This window comes from Bacillus arachidis (genome assembly GCF_030285945.1).
Taxonomy (GTDB): domain Bacteria; phylum Bacillota; class Bacilli; order Bacillales; family Bacillaceae_G; genus Bacillus_A; species Bacillus_A arachidis.
The window spans coordinates 3,450,191-3,467,281 of the sequence record NZ_CP127376.1; the positions used below are offsets into that span (position 1 = coordinate 3,450,191).

13 protein-coding genes are annotated in these 17,091 nt (G+C 36.8%); all 13 read right to left on the reverse strand.

Annotation, left to right across the window (positions count from 1 at the left end):
• Positions 1–3 precede the first annotated feature (3 nt).
• Positions 4–1,158 (reverse strand): cell division protein FtsZ, encoded by a 1,155-nt coding sequence (gene ftsZ / locus QRY57_RS19300; protein WP_286015886.1) that lies wholly within the window; start codon positions 1,156–1,158, stop codon positions 4–6.
• A gap of 39 nt (positions 1,159–1,197) precedes the next feature.
• Positions 1,198–2,499: a cell division protein FtsA gene (gene ftsA, locus QRY57_RS19305; protein ID WP_208017087.1), complete on the reverse strand. Its 1,302-nt coding sequence runs from the start codon at positions 2,497–2,499 to the stop codon at positions 1,198–1,200.
• Positions 2,500–2,900: 401 nt separating this feature from the next.
• Positions 2,901–3,671 carry a cell division protein FtsQ/DivIB gene (locus QRY57_RS19310; RefSeq protein ID WP_026590249.1) on the reverse strand — a complete coding sequence of 257 codons (771 nt, stop codon included), beginning with the start codon at positions 3,669–3,671 and terminating at the stop codon, positions 2,901–2,903.
• A gap of 98 nt (positions 3,672–3,769) precedes the next feature.
• Complete coding sequence (murB, locus tag QRY57_RS19315; protein WP_286015887.1) at positions 3,770–4,675, reverse strand: UDP-N-acetylmuramate dehydrogenase; 906 nt, start codon at positions 4,673–4,675, stop codon at positions 3,770–3,772.
• A 50-nt stretch (positions 4,676–4,725) separates the two neighbouring features.
• Complete coding sequence (gene murG / locus QRY57_RS19320) at positions 4,726–5,829, reverse strand: undecaprenyldiphospho-muramoylpentapeptide beta-N-acetylglucosaminyltransferase (protein ID WP_286015888.1); 1,104 nt, start codon at positions 5,827–5,829, stop codon at positions 4,726–4,728.
• Between the two features lie 211 nt (positions 5,830–6,040).
• Entirely contained in the window at positions 6,041–7,132 is a 1,092-nt protein-coding gene (gene spoVE, locus QRY57_RS19325; RefSeq protein WP_026590246.1) for a stage V sporulation protein E, read from the reverse strand.
• Positions 7,133–7,223: 91 nt separating this feature from the next.
• Positions 7,224–8,576, reverse strand: a complete 1,353-nt coding sequence (gene murD / locus QRY57_RS19330) for a UDP-N-acetylmuramoyl-L-alanine--D-glutamate ligase (RefSeq protein WP_090687164.1) — start codon at positions 8,574–8,576, stop codon at positions 7,224–7,226.
• Positions 8,577–9,551, reverse strand: a complete 975-nt coding sequence (mraY, locus tag QRY57_RS19335; RefSeq protein WP_026590244.1) for a phospho-N-acetylmuramoyl-pentapeptide-transferase — start codon at positions 9,549–9,551, stop codon at positions 8,577–8,579.
• Positions 9,552–9,573: 22 nt separating this feature from the next.
• The gene (locus QRY57_RS19340; RefSeq protein WP_286015889.1) at positions 9,574–11,049 is read right to left on the reverse strand and encodes a UDP-N-acetylmuramoyl-L-alanyl-D-glutamate--2,6-diaminopimelate ligase; all 1,476 of its coding nucleotides are present in this window, start codon (positions 11,047–11,049) and stop codon (positions 9,574–9,576) included.
• A gap of 284 nt (positions 11,050–11,333) precedes the next feature.
• Positions 11,334–13,250: a stage V sporulation protein D gene (locus QRY57_RS19345; RefSeq protein WP_090687167.1), complete on the reverse strand. Its 1,917-nt coding sequence runs from the start codon at positions 13,248–13,250 to the stop codon at positions 11,334–11,336.
• Between the two features lie 91 nt (positions 13,251–13,341).
• Positions 13,342–15,489, reverse strand: a complete 2,148-nt coding sequence (locus tag QRY57_RS19350) for a PASTA domain-containing penicillin-binding protein (protein ID WP_286015890.1) — start codon at positions 15,487–15,489, stop codon at positions 13,342–13,344.
• A 20-nt stretch (positions 15,490–15,509) separates the two neighbouring features.
• Positions 15,510–15,878 carry a cell division protein FtsL gene (gene ftsL / locus QRY57_RS19355; RefSeq protein WP_208017082.1) on the reverse strand — a complete coding sequence of 123 codons (369 nt, stop codon included), beginning with the start codon at positions 15,876–15,878 and terminating at the stop codon, positions 15,510–15,512.
• Between the two features lie 15 nt (positions 15,879–15,893).
• A complete protein-coding gene (gene rsmH / locus QRY57_RS19360; RefSeq protein ID WP_026590239.1) occupies positions 15,894–16,826 on the reverse strand; it encodes a 16S rRNA (cytosine(1402)-N(4))-methyltransferase RsmH in 933 nt (310 codons plus the stop codon).
• Positions 16,827–17,091: the final 265 nt, after the last annotated feature.

Here is a 17,091-nt window from a genome sequence, read left to right on the forward strand (position 1 = left end):
TTTTTATCGTCTACGACGATTACGTAAAAATGCTGGAATATCGATATCGTCTGAATCGGTATTACGTTCGTGTACAACAGGCTCTTCACGCTTCACTTCGCGTTTTACTTCACGTTGTTTTGGTGGTTGAGCTACTGGTTGTTGCTGCGCATGATTTGTAGTTGTTGCCGAACGTACAAATGGTTTTGGTGGCTGAACTGAAACACTATCATCAAAACCAGTTGCAATTACAGTGACAACAATTTCATCTTTCAAACTCTCATTAATTACAGAACCGAAAATCATATTTACTTCCGGATCTGAAGCTGAAGCAACGATATCTGCCGCTTCTTGTACTTCATATAAACTTAAGTTCGTGCCCCCAGTAATATTCATAAGAACACCTTGCGCACCATCGATAGATGTTTCTAATAACGGACTAGAAATTGCACGTTTTGCTGCTTCTGCTGCACGATTTTCACCAGTTCCAACACCAATACCCATTAACGCAGAACCTTTATTAGACATAATTGTTTTTACGTCTGCAAAGTCTAAATTAATGAGACCAGGTGTAGCAATTAAATCTGAAATACCTTGTACACCTTGTCGCAATACGTTATCCGCTTCACGGAACGCTTCAAGCATTGGTGTATTTTTATCAACGATTTCTAAAATACGATCATTCGGTATAACAATGATTGTATCTACATTATCTTTAAATGCTGCAATCCCAGATATAGCTTGTGTCGCACGCTTGCGACCTTCAAATGTAAATGGACGTGTTACAACGCCAACTGTTAACGCGCCTAATTCCTTTGCGATTTGCGCGATAACTGGAGCTGCTCCCGTACCAGTTCCACCGCCCATACCAGCTGTTACAAAGACCATATCTGCACCGCGAAGTGCTTCTTGGATTTGTTCTTTACTTTCTTCAGCGGCTTTTTTCCCTACTTCAGGGTTTGCGCCGGCACCAAGTCCACGCGTTAATTTTCCGCCAATTTGCATTTTTGTTTCAGCTTTTGATAAATTTAATGCTTGTGCATCAGTGTTTACAGCGATGAAATCCACACCTTGTACACCGTGCTCAATCATACGGTTTACGGCATTATTTCCACCGCCGCCGACACCGATAACTTTTATGCTCGCTAATTGATCTTGAGTAGTATCAAACTCTAACATGTCGAAATCCCCCTAGAACCTCATTTTTCGTGTGCAATTTTAATCCCATAAATAGCGGAATACACGTTTTACTTTTGACATCATTGGCTCATTATCTTCATTATTTTTACTTTGCTTACGAGTTGTTTGTTTTGCAGGTTGTTGCTGTACCGGCATTGGTGCTGGTACTGGTTCAAAAAGTTCTTCCTTTTCCTGAACATTTTTTCCGCGCAATTTCGCTTTTTGATAAGAATGTTTAATTAATCCAACCCCAATTGTATACTGTGGTTCACGAACACCAATATAATCGGGAGTTGCTATACGAACATTTTCATGTAAAATATCATATGCAAGATCAAGAACACCTGGCATAGCAGCAATCCCGCCAGTAAGTACGTAGCCAGACGCTACTTGTTTTACTCCTAGCTTTCGGACCTCTTCTTGAACAAACATCAAGATTTCCTCTACACGTGCCTCAATAATATCAGACAACTCTAATTGTGAATATTGTTCTGTTTGATCGCTTCCCATAATAGGAACCGTAAACACTTCTTCTTCAGATGCTGTATCATAAAAAGCATGTCCATATTTCAGCTTAATTTGATCTGCATTTTCAGTTGAAGTTTTAAATCCTATAGCAATATCCTTCGTTATATGATCTCCACCTAAAGGCAGTACACTTGTTGCTTGTAATTCTCCATCTTGAAAGATTGATAAAGTTGTAGATCCCCCGCCTATATCAACAAGAGCTACACCTCTATTTTTTTCATCAGAAGATAAAGCAACCGTCGCAGCAGCTAAAGGTTGCAGACAAATATCAACAATTTCAAGGCCCGCTTTTTCTACACAACGTAGTAAATTATGTAGTAACGTTCTTGAACCTGTAATTAATGTGCCTTCCATTTCTAATCTTACACCGATCATCCCGCGTGGATCGTTAATCTCATCAAGACCGTCTACAATGAACTGTCGAGGCACCACATCAATAAATTCACGCTCAGGAGCAATTGATACAACTTGTGCTGCATCCAGAACGCGTAAGACATCTTCATTTCCAATTTCACGATCTTCATTTGAAACAGCGACAACTCCATGACAAGGAAGAAGCTGTACCTGATTTGCATTCACACCTACAACAACTTGTTCAATGTGAATTCCCACCATACGCTCAGCTTGTTCAATTGCTTTTTTAATTGATCGAACAGTTTCGTCTATGTCAACTATGGAGCCCTTTTTCAAACCATTTGATTTTACATTTCCAACACCAATAATGTTTAAGCCGTCATTAACCATTTCACCAATGATGACTTTAACATTGGATGTACCGATGTCAAGACTAACATATATTTCATTGCTGTTCATTCTTTGGCACCTCCTTCTTTATTTATACCATACAAGTCAATATATGGAACAACAATCGCAGCTTTACTATTTATAAGAAAAATATTCAACGTCTTTATGCGTTTCCCTTTTTTAACCCGGTATTTTTCTTATTTTTATTTAACATTCACTTATTGATATCACCGTAATCTGTGAATGACTGCTTTATCTTTGAAATAACTGTATTTCAAATGCAAAGATTACCGCCAATTATAAGTCTACACTAAGATGTACTCATAGAAAAGCTAAACTTGTACCAATCCTAGCATGAATCGAAGAAAATCTAGCTATTTTTCAACAAATTAATCATAATTGTAATAAATTTTACATGTAGAAGAACACAATTGTCGTTATTGTATTTAAAAAGAAATAAATCTACTATTCTACTGCTTTTTTTCTTCGTTATCTAAATATTTGAAATACGCGCCAACTTCTAAATCAATTAGAGCTTTTCTACCTGATTCTATATTTTTTATAATAAGTGGATATACTTCCATACGCTTGGCAAAATCTTGTATAGTTGTACTCACTTCATAACCTTCATTCATATATAAAGTAAGATGATCTTCATTTGAATTCGTTGGAGCATAATGAATTTCAGAAATAGACCTGAGAGTAGTCGGAGTTAATTTTTCTAGCTCTTCAATTAACTCTTTCATTTTCTCTTCCTTAAATGGTTCAAAAATCGGAGCTGCGACAGGTAATTTTCCGTTCGGTAACACGTCAAGTGTTTTACCATTTTCTAGAAGTGGTTGTAACTTCCCACCTTTGTTTATATAACCTATCGTTACATACTCTTCAATGTGAATATCAATTTTGTTAGGAAAACGCTTTTTGACAATTACTTTCTTGATTTCATTTCGTTTTGTCAAATTTTCTTCAGCCTTATGTGCCGTCACTCGAAAATAACTCGTTTCATATGTAACTCCAGATTCCTTCATAACCTGTTCATCTGTCATATAATGATTTCCTAAAACACTTATCTTTTTTATATTACTAAGCGGAGATCGAAAATAAATTAAAAAAAGTACTAATAAAAATAAAATCGACACATATAAAATTAATCTCTGATTGACAGGTTTTTTCTTCTTCTTCTTTTGGTTCTTTAGTTTTGGTACACGATCTTGTAGTTTAATCACTTTACTATTTTTCATGTACGATCCCCCTATGTAACATAAAGAACGGCATGTTACGCATGCCGTTCTTATCTTCTTATTATACCATAAATGATAACGAGCGGAACAAATAACAGCTATCTTCCAATGATTTCTACTTCTGTATGCATATCTACACCAAATTTTTCTTTAATTGTTTTTTTGACAAATGCAATTAAATCCAGCACATCTTTTGCTGATGCAGATCCTGTATTAACAATAAAATTCCCATGCATTTCAGAAATTTTTGCACCGCCGATTTGATAACCACGTAGATCTGCTTTTTCAACTAGATTCCCAGCGAAATTGGGTAGTGGATTTCTAAATATACTCCCCGCACAGTGGTGATTCCACGGCTGAGTTTCACGACGATACTCCTTATTCTTTTGCATTATACCAACTATTTCTTCACGATTTCCTGCTTTCAGCTGCAATTCCGCTTCTACTACAATGCCCGGACGTTTTGTTTGCAAAACAGAAGTGCGATAAGAAAATTCCATCTCTTCTTTTGTTAACCACTTCATTGTACCATCGTCAAACATAACACGCGCACTCATCAAAATTTCTGACATATCTGATTGGTGTGCACCAGCATTCATATATACTGCTCCACCGACACTTCCTGGAATACCACTAGCAAACTCTAATCCAGCTAAACCTTGGCGACTAAGTAATGTTGACAACTTAATAAGAGGATATCCTCCTCCTACTCGTACAGTAGTTCCTTCTACTTCTAGGTGATCTAATCCTTCTCCTAAACGAATTACAACACCTTCAATTCCCTTATCAGATACGAGAAGATTAGAACCACGTCCAATCGCTGTCCACTTTGTGTTATGTTTCTTTACTAAATCTAAAGTCTTTTCCACACCAACAACACTACTTGGCAAAATTAGAATGTCAGCCGGCCCACCTATTTTCATAGTTGTATAACGAGCTAACGATTCATTTTCTAGTACTTTACCAACTTCCGCTTCGACAAGCTCCTTTGCTAATCGTTTCATGATGATCTCCCCCATATGAAATCTCCGTATTACAGTAGTATGCAGGGCATTCACCTAACGTTATTTTGTACAAGTTGTTTCATCACTTCAAATAATTTATTTGCTGCATCAGGCATTCCTAATTGCGTAGCAGCTAGTTTCATATTTTGTAATGTTTGTGTATTTAATAGAATTTCATCAATATCATGAAGAAGAGTTTCAGCAGTTAAATCTTTTTCAAGAAGCATTTTTGCCGCCCCTTTATCGACAACTGATCTCGCGTTTTTCTCTTGATGATTATTTGTCACATAAGGACTTGGAATTAAAATACTTGGCTTTCCTAGCGCTGTCAATTCCGCTAATGTTGTAGCACCAGCACGTGAAACAACAAGATCCACACCAGTAAGTACCTCTGGCATATTATGAATAAATGGTTTAATAATTACATTATTCGGATTCCCTTTTTGTTTCACAGCCTCCATGACTTTATCATAATGCACTTCACCTGTTATATACAATACTTCATAGTTTTTATTACCAAATTGTTCAATTGCTGCCACAAATGCATCATTAATCGGCCTTGCCCCGCGGCTTCCACCAAAAATAAGCACAGACTTTTTAGGAAGAGATAATCCAACAGAGCGCTTCCCTATCATGCCGTTTTGGTTCATCACTTCTGATGCACGTGGATTTCCTGTCATGACAACTTTCGACTTTGGAAAATGTTCAGATGCCGCTTCAAAACAAACAGCTACTTTATCGACATATCGACTTAAAAATTTATTCGTTACACCAGGTACACTATTTTGTTCGTGTACAATCGTTGGAATTCCTAGTTTTGCTGCCGCATATACGACTGGACCACATACATAGCCACCTGTACCAATTACAACATCCGGATTGAAACGGCGAATATACCTTTTACTATCTTTTACACCTGTTAGAAAACGCATCACTGTTTTCACATTATCAAGAGATATTTTTCGTTTAAATCCACTAATAACAATTGATTGAAATGGTATTCCTGCCTTTGGAACAATTGTACTTTCTAATCCATTTTCTGTACCAATGTATAAAAATCTTGCTTCAGGATGTAATTTTTTTATTTCTCTAATTAAAGCAAGAGCTGGATATATATGTCCTCCTGTGCCACCACCGCTAACTAATACTCGCACTACAAATTCCTCCGCTTCTCTATTCTACATTCCATTTTATGTATTCGTATATCTATAATCTGTTTTTCCGCTTTCTATATAAAGTTTGATTTCTCTACACATAGGTCGCTGCTGTGAAGAAGAGCAAGTGACTTGCACTTGTCTCTTCCCCCTTAAAAAGAAAGGGTTTAGATTTATATACATACGAAAAACCCTGTCTTATAAACAGGGTTTAATAGCGAGAATGACGACTTATATTCAATAATACGCCAACTGCCATTAACATTAAGGTCAAACTCGACCCACCATAACTTAAAAATGGCAAAGTAATTCCTGTAACAGGCATTAGTCCTGTTACAACACCAACATTAATCATTACTTGAATCGCAATCATCGCCACAATACCTACCGCTAAAAACGTACCATATAAATCAGGCGCTCCTAATGCTATACGAACTCCACGCCATAATAATAGACTAAATAATAATAACACAAACGATCCACCAATAAAACCTAATTCTTCGGATAAAATTGCAAAAATAAAGTCAGTCTGTGGCTCAGGTAAATAAAGAAATTTTTGTCTACTTTGCCCAAGTCCAAGCCCAAACAAACCACCAGGCCCGATTGCAAGTAACGATTGAATAATCTGAAATCCACTCCCAAGTGGATCTGACCATGGATCCAAATAAGAAGTAATTCGTTTCATTCGATATGGTGCCGATGCAATTAATCCGACAAACCCCGCTATCCCTATTAGCCCTAACATCGAAAAATGAAAAACACGTGCTCCTGAAATAAAAATCATTACGATACATGTCCCAACCATTACTGTTCCTGTTCCAAGATCCGGTTGTAACATAATCATGCCAAATGCAACAAATACAAAACCAAGTGCGGGAAGTAGTCCTCGTTTAAAAGAAGTAATTAACTTTTGCCTTTCTGCTAAAAATTTAGCCAAAAAAATAATCATCGCAAATTTCATAAATTCTGACGGTTGAATCGAAAATGCTCCAATTCCAATCCAGCTTCGTGCTCCTCCCCGAACAAGTCCAACTCCAGGAATCAGGACAAGGATAAGGAGAATAAAGCAAACCAGTAAAATCACCTTCGAATAAGTTCGCCATGTCCAATAGTCAATTCTCATAATAAAAAACATGGCAGCTACACCAATTCCCGCAAATAACAGCTGTCGTTTTGCAAAAAAGAATGAATCACCCATCTTATAAGAAGCCCAGACAGCACTTGCACTGTAGACCATTATCATTCCAATTGTTAACAACAAAAGTGTAACGATAATTAAAATAAAATCAGGTGTTTTCTTCATTGGCAATGAGCACCACCTCTTTTAAAGAAGCTTTTTTTAATCTATGTAACAAAGCATCAGTAGGTGTTAACCTACTGATGCTTTGTCTACTTTATATAAGTTTATGCACAGCTTGTATAAAAATGTCTCCTCTTTCTTCAAATGTTTTAAATTGATCCCAGCTTGCACATGCTGGTGAAAGAAGAATAACATCTCCATCTGCAGAATGAGCATACGCTCTTTCTACTGCCTCTTCTAAATTATCGACAGTTTCAATGATATCTAATCCTGCTTTTTCAGCTGCCTTTACTAATTTTGGTGCAGTTTGTCCATATGTCACAATCGCTTTTACATGTTCAAAATATGGAATTAAATCGTCAAATTCATTCCCACGATCAAGCCCACCTGCTAGCAAAATAACAGGCTGCGTAAATGCTGATAACGCCTTTTCCGTTGCTAACATATTTGTTGCTTTTGAATCATTATAAAACTTACGATTATTAATTGTTGTTACATATTCTAAACGATGTTTTACACCTGTAAAGCGTTTTAATACTAGAACAATTGCCTCATTTGCTACACCTAACAATTTAGCAATACTCATAGCAGCTAAAATGTTTTCTAAATTATGTTTACCTGGTAAAACGATGTCCTTAATTTCCACAACTTTCTCACCTTTAAAATAAAGAGCACCATCTTTAATACACGCACCATCTTCAATTACCTTAGTAGCTGAAAATAACACTTTTTGTCCTTTACTATTTGCTGATAAAGCCATTACATCTGTATCATCAGCATTCATTACACTATAGTCAGTCTCAGTTTGGCTTTTAAAAATATTCGCTTTCGCTAAACCATACTCTGCCTTTGTACCATGGTAATCTAAATGCGCTTCAAATAAATTTAAGAATACTGCAATTTTAGGCTGGAATGTTTCCACTCCCATTAACTGGAATGATGAAAGTTCTGTAACAACTACTTCATTTTCTTTCGCAAATTGTGCCACTTCACATGCTACTGTACCTATGTTTCCAGCAATAACAGGATGTTTTTGTCCTTCTTTCAACATCTCGAATGTTAGCATTGTCGTTGTTGTTTTTCCATTTGATCCAGTAATTCCAACAAACGGCGCCTCTGAAACACGATACGCAAGCTCTATTTCTGTCACAATCGGAATTTGTTTTTCTTTCGCAGCAACTAGTAATGGGTTAGAGTATGGAATCCCTGGATTTTTTACAACAAGTGAAATATTTCTTTCTAACAACTCTAGTGGATGACCGCCGCATACAACGTCCATTCCTTTTGCTTGCAATTCTGCAGCTAATACATTATCAGCAAATGGTTTCCCGTCATTTACAATCACATTTGCACCTAAGCTTTTTAATAAAGTTGCTGCTGCATAACCACTTTTTGCAATACCCAATACAAGAATATTTTTATTTTGATAGTCAATTACAGTTTTCAATTACATCCACACCCCGATATAGATTCCTAATACTGCCAATAAAAATCCTACAGACCAGAATGTTACAACAACACGCCATTCTGACCAGCCGCATAATTCGTAATGATGATGCAGTGGACTCATTTTAAAGACACGTTTTCCTGTTGTTTTAAATGAAATAACTTGAATGATAACAGATAATGTTTCCATTACAAATACGCCGCCAATTACAACAAGTAATAGTTCTTGTTTTAATAAAATAGCTACTGCGGCTATTGCGCCACCTAAAGCGAGCGATCCTGTATCCCCCATAAACACCTTAGCTGGATTTGCATTAAATACTAAAAATCCAAGTACTGCTCCTACGACTGCCATACAGAAAATAGCTACTGCATATTGACCTTGCGCAACTGCAATAATACCAAATGCTCCAAATGCGATTGCAGCTGTTCCTGATAATAATCCATCTAGACCATCTGTTAAATTGACTGCATTAGATCCACCAATAAGCATAAATAGCACAAGGATAAAATATGCCCAGTGTAAATCAAATTTAATTTCAGTTCCTGGGATCATTAAATGCGTATCAAATCCCTGTCCTTTTGCGATTACAAAGAATGCAATTGCAATAACTAACTGACCGATTAATTTTTGTTTTGATGTTAAACCAAGATTTCTTTTTTTAACAACTTTTATATAGTCATCTAAAAAGCCAATCAATCCATAACCAAATGTAACTAATAATAATAATGATACTTCCGTACCTAAATGTTTAAATTTAATTGCCATGATAAGTGTTGTCACCATCATAGACACATAAATCACAATACCACCCATCGTTGGTGTTCCTGATTTCTTTTGATGTGATTTCGGTCCTTCATCACGAATACTCTGCCCAAACTTTAACTTACGTAAAAATGGGATAAACAATGGCGAAAGGGCAACTGAAATTAAGAAAGCTACCCCAGCCGTTACTAATAAACCTTGTTCAAGCACATGTAGTCCTCCTCTCATGTTGTCACTCTTTGTTGTTTAGACGTTCATTGATTGCTTCTTTTGCAATTTCACGATCATCAAAATGATGTACGTCTTTTCCAATAATTTGATACGTTTCATGCCCTTTTCCAGCAATAATAATAATATCTTCTGCTTTCGCTTCTGAAACCGCATGGAAGATTGCTTCTTTTCGATCAATGATTACTTCATAATTATTTCCTTTTGCACCTGTTAACATATCATCTAAAATTGATTTTGGATCTTCACTTCTTGGATTGTCTGAAGTCAAAATTGCATGCGTTGCATATTCTGTAGCAACGCCAGCCATAATTGGCCTTTTCGTCCGATCACGATCACCGCCGCAACCAACAATGCAATAAACGTTTCCTTTCGAAAATTGTTTTGCTGTTGTTAACACATTTTCTAAACTGTCTGGAGTATGCGCATAATCGACAATAACTGTATAATCTTGTCCTCCATCCACAACTTCAAAACGACCTGGAACTCCAGTAAGTTTCTTAACAACCTCAACAATCGTTTGTAAAGATACACCTGAAACAAGAGTAGCCGCTATCGCCGCTAAAACATTGTATACGTTAAACTTTCCAATTAACTTCATCGTAATATCTATATTTTCACTTGGCGTAACAAGGGTAAATGTTGTTCCACCGCTCGTCATCACAATATCTTTCGCCATAATATCACTATGTGTATCAATTCCATACGTAATAACCGTAGCTGCTGTACTTCTCATATACTCTTCCGCTACTGGATCATCACTATTTAACACAGCGTACTTTTCACGATTATTATGGTAACTATTGCCTAGTTGAGCGAACAACAAACCTTTTGCATGCTTATATTCTTCCATCGTTTTATGATAATCTAAATGATCTTGTGTTAAATTTGTAAATACGGCCACATCATAATCACAACCGTGTACACGACCAAGGCTTAACGCATGTGAAGAAACTTCCATTACAGCGCTATTTACATTTTTCTCAACCATACGGTGAAACGTTTGCTGAAGTGTCAGTGCATCTGGCGTTGTATTTTTCACCTCGAATGTTTCATCACCGATTTTCATATTAATTGTTCCGATTAGCCCTGTTTTATGACCATGCGCTCGCATAATTTCATCCATAATATGCGATGTTGTTGTCTTTCCATTTGTACCTGTAATTCCAATCAAGTGTAACTTATGCGTTGGCTGTTCGTAAAAATAATCAGCTAAAACCGCTAAAGAACGATAGGTATTTTTCACAAGTACAACTGGAACGTCAACATCAATCGGTCTTTCCGCAACAATAGCAGCCGCACCTTGCGCGGCTGCTTGCTTAGCAAAATCATGGCTATCAACCGTATACCCCTTCATACATACAAATAAGCTTCCATTTGTCACTTTACGCGAATCCGCTTCAATGGATGTAATTTCTGGATTTTCTTTTGGAACAACTGGAAAATCATGCAAACATGATACAAGTGTGTGCAACTTCATTTCACTAAACCCTCTCTACATTGTTTATTTATCTCTTACTTAATAAGCAGTTCTCGCATCCTTCATTCGCTAAAAATTGAGGAAGGAAGCATTTGCTAAGAGTCCGAGAAATCAGACTCGTTTATCAGTGCAGCATATAATAGCTAAGCTGACAAAGTGTTTACTTTATTACTTATGTCTAAGAGCAATATAATCTGTTTTCATAGAAATAAATTTCTATGAAAACAGATATTTATATTAACTCAACTTCCACCAATTGTATCATAAAACACAATCTCTGACCTTTAATTCCCAAAGTAAATTCGAATTTTCGAACCTTCTTTTACTTTCGCACCAGCTTCTGGTGATTGTTTAATTACTTTGTCTCCCTCACCACTTATATCAAGCTGTAAGTCTACAAGTTGCGTTTGTAAATCTTTCTTCTTCATCCCGATTAAATCCGGAACTTCTATTGTAGGGGTATCGCCCCATTTATATTCCTTCTCAACTTGCTCCTTGCGTGGCTCTACTCCCATAACAGGAAGCACATCACGAAGAATATTCCCCACAATCGGCGCAGCAACTACACCACCAAATTGAGTAACCCCCTTTGGATTATCAACCGCAACATACACAACGATTTGCGGATCATCTGCTGGAGCAAATCCTATAAAAGATACAATATAGTTATTATCTAAGTATTTTCCGTCTTTTACTTTTTGGGCAGTTCCTGTTTTCCCGCCAACACGATAACCATCAATATATGCACCTTTACCAGAACCTTTCGCTACAACATTTTCTAACGCATAACGAACTTTTTCCGATGTTTCCTTGGAAATAACTTTTCTTTTCTCAACCGGCGTTTTCTTTCTGACAACTTGATTATTCGATGGATCAACAAATTCTTTCGCAATATATGGTTGGTATAATGTCCCGCCATTTACAGCTGCTGCTACTGCAGCAACTTGTTGAATTGGTGTGACAGAAACCCCTTGCCCGAAGGAAGTCGTCGCTTGTTCAACCGGTCCAACCTTATCTAAATTAAATAAAATTCCTTTTCCTTCTCCTTGTAAGTCAATCCCTGTCTTCTGTCCAAAACCAAAATCACGAATGTATTGGAATAACTTTTCTTTTCCCAGGCGATCCCCAAGCTCAATAAAACCTGGGTTACAAGAATTTTGAACAACTTCTAAAAACGATTGGCTACCATGACCGCCAGCTTTCCAACAACGTAGTCTAGCTCCACCAACTTCAGCTGCTCCATCATCATAAAACGTATCTTTCTCCAAGTCTACTAATTTTTCATTCAAAGCAGCTGCCAATGTAATGATTTTAAAAGTTGATCCCGGCTCATATGTACTCCAAACGGGCAAATTCCGATTAAATACTTCTGGTGAAACGCTCTGAAAATCTGCTGGATCAAAACTTGGGCGACTTGACATACCTAAAATCTCACCATTTTTCGGGTTCATCGCAATTGCTATCATACCATCTGGATTATAAGTAGAATCTGCGATATTCATTTCTCTTTCTATAATTGTATTGATTCGAGAATCGATTGTTAATTTTAAATCTAAGCCAGCCTCTGGTTTTTTGAAATCATCTCCAACATTCGGCATTCTTTGTCCTTTTGCATCCGCAAAAAATCGCACATGACCTTTATCACCATTTAATTCTTTATCATAATATGCTTCTAATCCCATTAGCCCTTGGTTATCAATTCCAGCAAATCCCAGTACATGAGATAAATATTTTCCAAACGGATAATACCGAATGGAATCTTCAGCAATATAAACACCTTTTAAACTTAAAGTACGTACTTCCTTTGCTTTATCATGAGAAATTTTCCTTCCACCTTTATCCAATCTCACAATAGACTCTTTTTTTGTAATCCGTTTATAGATTTCCTCTTTTTGCACACCTAAAACTGCAGCTAACTTCTCTGCAGTCTCTGCTGGTTTTTCAATTTGTCTTGGTACAACAAAGACTGTTGGGGCACTTTTATTTGTTGCAAGCTCCACACCATTTCGATCTAAAATTTTCCCTCGTTCAGGTTCAAAAGTAATATTACGACTCCACGAATCTTTCGCACGATCTGTTAACATATTCCCGAGAAAAAACTGTACATATCCAAGACGAATATCAATAATTGTAAAAATGAGTATACCCGATATAAGTATAAAAATGAGTCTTTTTCTAACAGTTACATTTGATACACGCATATTGGAACAAACCTCCTTTACGCCTAGCTTGTTCCAATATATGCTTGTACCTGTTCGAATAGAACCTCTCGCATTTCTTGCACCTAAAACATTATGGTTTTTCTGCCTCTTGTTGTGGTTCAAGCGGTGGTACCAGTGTTACAGCTAATTCCGTACCTGCTTGTAACGGCGTTCCTTCCGCCACACTTTGTTCTGTCACATATCCTGTACCAGATGGTTTCAAATTAAGATTTAACGTTTTCGCTAAATTCATTACATCACGAAGTGCCCATCCTTGTACATTCGGCATCAACGGCTTATCTCCTACTAAGAAGACCCGATCGCCCTTCAATGTTTTTTCAGTTGCTTTTGGTACCTGTTGTTTTACTTTTCCTTCACCTAGTATAATCGGTCGGAATTTGGCTTTTTCTAACACTGCCTTTGCCTCTTCCATTGTTTTCCCAGTTACATCTGGAACAACCGTCTGCTGTTCTTTCACATATTTCTTCGAATCTTTTACTTCATTCGGTTTAATTTTCAAATACTCTAAGCTATTTTTCGTTACAGATTTAAACATTTCTGCAAGAGGTTGTGCTCCGTATTCATTATCTTTTAATTTCGGTTGCTTTATTGCAAAGTAAACAATTAACTGTGGGTCGTCCATTGGTGCCATACCAAGGAATGAGAAAATATAATTTTCTCTTCCAGTCATATATCCACCTTTTCCATCCGGAATTTGTGCTGTTCCTGTTTTACCACCAACAGAGTATCCATCGATTTTATACGCATTCCCTGTTCCTTTTGGTGATGTAACAACACGTTCTAATAATTGCCTTACTTGTGCTGCTGTTTCTTTTGTAACTGGTTGTCCTACTTCTTCTGGTTTATGCTGTAAATCCACTTTATTTGTTATTGGGTCTACAATTCGATCAATTGCATAAGGTTTCATCATTTTCCCATCATTTGCAATTGCAGTCGCAGCTTGTACAAGCTGTATCGGCGTTACAGTAGACCCTTGTCCAAAGGCCGTTGTTACCTGTTGAATTTGCTGATCAAATATAATCGTATTTTCTCCTTCACCAGGTAAATCAATATGCGTTTTTTCATCCAATCCAAATTTGTGAATATATTGACGGAAACGATCTGGACCAAGTTTTTGATCCCCTAAAATAGCAAATGCAACGTTAGAGGAACGCTCAACACCTTCATCGAATGTAATAGATCCCCAACCAGCACCACCGTTATGATCTTTTATTTTACGATTCCCAACTGGATATGTACCTGATTGGTAATATTCTTGACCGTTATATACCCCTTCATTAATCGCCGCAGCTAATGTGAAAATTTTCATAGTAGATCCCGGCTCATATGCATTTGCGATTGGATCATTTAAATAGTATTCAATATTACGCTTATTCGGATCATAACTAGGCCGACTAGACATCCCAAGTATTTTTCCGGTTTTCGGATCCGCAACCACTCCAATTAGCATAGAAGGTTCATAATGCTGCTCAGCCGCTTTCATGGCATCCTCTAAAAAGCCTTGAATACGTTGATCAATTGTTAAATACACATTTTCCCCATTTTTCGGCGGCTTTACATTTTGTTTTCCTCCATCAAGGGAAACCCCATTACGATCTCCTGTATATGCTACACTCCCGTTCGAGGCGCGCAAGTACTTATCTAAGCTCTTTTCTAATCCGAATTTCCCCTCTGCAATTCCTTTATCATCAGGTTTTGCAAAACCTAACACATAAGATGCAAAATCTCCATTTGGATACACCCTAGCTTTTTCTGTAACAAATGAAATACCTTGTATATTAAGACTTTCTATTTGTTCTTTCTTCTCTTTCGTCAAGTTCTTTCCTAGCGTTCCGAACTCCACCTGACTCTTATCTTTGTTTAAAGCGTCTAAAATTTCTTCTTCACCTGACCCAAGTACACCTGCAATTTTTTTTGCAGCATCCTCTTTATCTTTTACAGGTTTTTCACCTTTCAGCTGCGCAACAATCTTGTATGAGTTCGCATCTTGCGCTAACACATGTCCATTTTGATCATAAATCGTTCCACGATTCGCTTCAAGTACACCATTTTTATTATGCTTTTCTTGTGCAAGTTTCTTTAAATCCTGACCATGTACTGTTCCTGTTGCTTGAATATAAAAGAATCGGGCTAACAACACCAAAAAGAGCAGGAGGAAAAATATCATAAAGTAACCTGCTCCTTTATTGGTATGAATTTTGTTCATATTCGTCTTCATTTTTCTTCACACCTACTATATTAATGTAAACCTTTCACATTATTCGCATTAATTTCTAGCCCGTGTTTTTTTGCAATCTCTGCGATACGCTCATAGCGACTTAATTTTTCTACTTCAGCTTGTAATTCTTGATTTTCTTTTTGTTGTTTCACAATTGTACTCTCTATTTTTGCTGCTTCCGCATCAACTTGGTACAGTCCCGCTTTATTTCCAATAAAAGCAACGCAAGCATATAATAAAAAGCCAACAAAAGCCACATATAGTAATTTCTCAATTCTTGTAATTTTTGTTTTCACCTTTGGTTGTACTTTTTGCTGCGGAGCTTGAGATTGTACTTGTACTTGTTCTTGTACTTGTTGTTGTTTATACTTTACAGCTAAATTTGTCATACCTCTCTCTCCTTTTTATCGTTTTTCAGCGATCCGTAACTTCGCAGAACGCGCTCGATTATTCTCTTCTAACTCTTCATCAGAAGGTAAGATTGGTTTTCTTGTGACAAGCTTTAGTTTTGGCTTAAACTCATCAGGAATAATTGGTAAGCCTGGCGGAAGCTGTGGCGTTGTACTATTTCGTTTAAATGTTGTTTTACAAATACGATCTTCTAATGAGTGGAACGTAATAACACTTATTCTTCCACCCGGCTTGACCATTTCAATTGCAGATTCCAACGCTTCCTCGAATACTTTCAATTCATCATTTACAGCAATACGAATCGCTTGAAATACTCGTTTTGCAGGGTGTCCTCCCGTTCTACGAGCTGGAGCAGGAATTCCTTCTTTAATTAACTCCACTAACTCTGCTGTCGTTTCAATCGCCTTATTCTCACGATACGCTTCAATTTTCCTTGCAATCTGCTTTGAAAATTTTTCTTCACCATATTGGAAAAAGATTCTTACGAGTTGTTCATATGACCAGTTGTTCACAACATCATATGCTGTTAATGAGGCATCTTGATCCATCCTCATATCTAAGGGTGCATCATGATGATAACTAAAGCCACGTTCTGGTGTATCTAATTGTGGGGATGAAACACCTAAATCAAATAAAATTCCATCTACTTCTGTTATTCCTAGTTCATGAAGTTTTTCTGACAAATAGCGGAAATTACTCTTCACTGTTATAAATTGATTACCATAAGAAGAAAATTTTTCTTTCGCATTTTGAATCGCAACTTCATCTTGGTCAAATGCAATTAATTTTCCCCCTTCCGTTAGTTGGGATAATAAATAGGAACTATGTCCTCCACCACCTAGCGTACAATCTACATATGTACCACCTGGCTTTATATCCAAACCATCTACTGTTTCTTTTAAAAGAACTGTTACGTGTTTAAACATTGTTGCACCTACTTTTTGCAAAATAATTACGTTGAATGTCTCACTTGTTCCCTTTTAATACCATACACAATATGTTGGGAAATTAACGCTATGAAAACATGTCACATCCAACTTGGCGTTAGTGGAAATCTAATGTCCACTAATCGCAGTTTCACTTTATTATATACTAAATTTTATCATCTTTTGCGGGAAATTAAATAAAAACATGTCGAAAAACACAATAATGCGTTTACATTTTGTTCTATTTTGTCATATACATGCGTTT

What these genes read in the sequence shown, in the direction of transcription:
- ftsZ (WP_286015886.1), bottom strand. Translation starts at nt 1,158, where the DNA reads ATGTTAGAGTTTGATACTACTCAAGATCAATTAGCGAGCATAAAAGTT.
- ftsA (WP_208017087.1), bottom strand. Translation starts at nt 2,499, where the DNA reads ATGAACAGCAATGAAATATATGTTAGTCTTGACATCGGTACATCCAAT.
- QRY57_RS19310 (WP_026590249.1), bottom strand. Translation starts at nt 3,671, where the DNA reads ATGAAAAATAGTAAAGTGATTAAACTACAAGATCGTGTACCAAAACTA.
- murB (WP_286015887.1), bottom strand. Translation starts at nt 4,675, where the DNA reads ATGAAACGATTAGCAAAGGAGCTTGTCGAAGCGGAAGTTGGTAAAGTA.
- spoVE (WP_026590246.1), bottom strand. Translation starts at nt 7,132, where the DNA reads ATGAAGAAAACACCTGATTTTATTTTAATTATCGTTACACTTTTGTTG.
- QRY57_RS19340 (WP_286015889.1), bottom strand. Translation starts at nt 11,049, where the DNA reads ATGAAGTTGCACACACTTGTATCATGTTTGCATGATTTTCCAGTTGTT.
- QRY57_RS19345 (WP_090687167.1), bottom strand. Translation starts at nt 13,250, where the DNA reads ATGCGTGTATCAAATGTAACTGTTAGAAAAAGACTCATTTTTATACTT.
- QRY57_RS19350 (WP_286015890.1), bottom strand. Translation starts at nt 15,489, where the DNA reads ATGAAGACGAATATGAACAAAATTCATACCAATAAAGGAGCAGGTTAC.
- ftsL (WP_208017082.1), bottom strand. Translation starts at nt 15,878, where the DNA reads ATGACAAATTTAGCTGTAAAGTATAAACAACAACAAGTACAAGAACAA.
- rsmH (WP_026590239.1), bottom strand. Translation starts at nt 16,826, where the DNA reads ATGTTTAAACACGTAACAGTTCTTTTAAAAGAAACAGTAGATGGTTTG.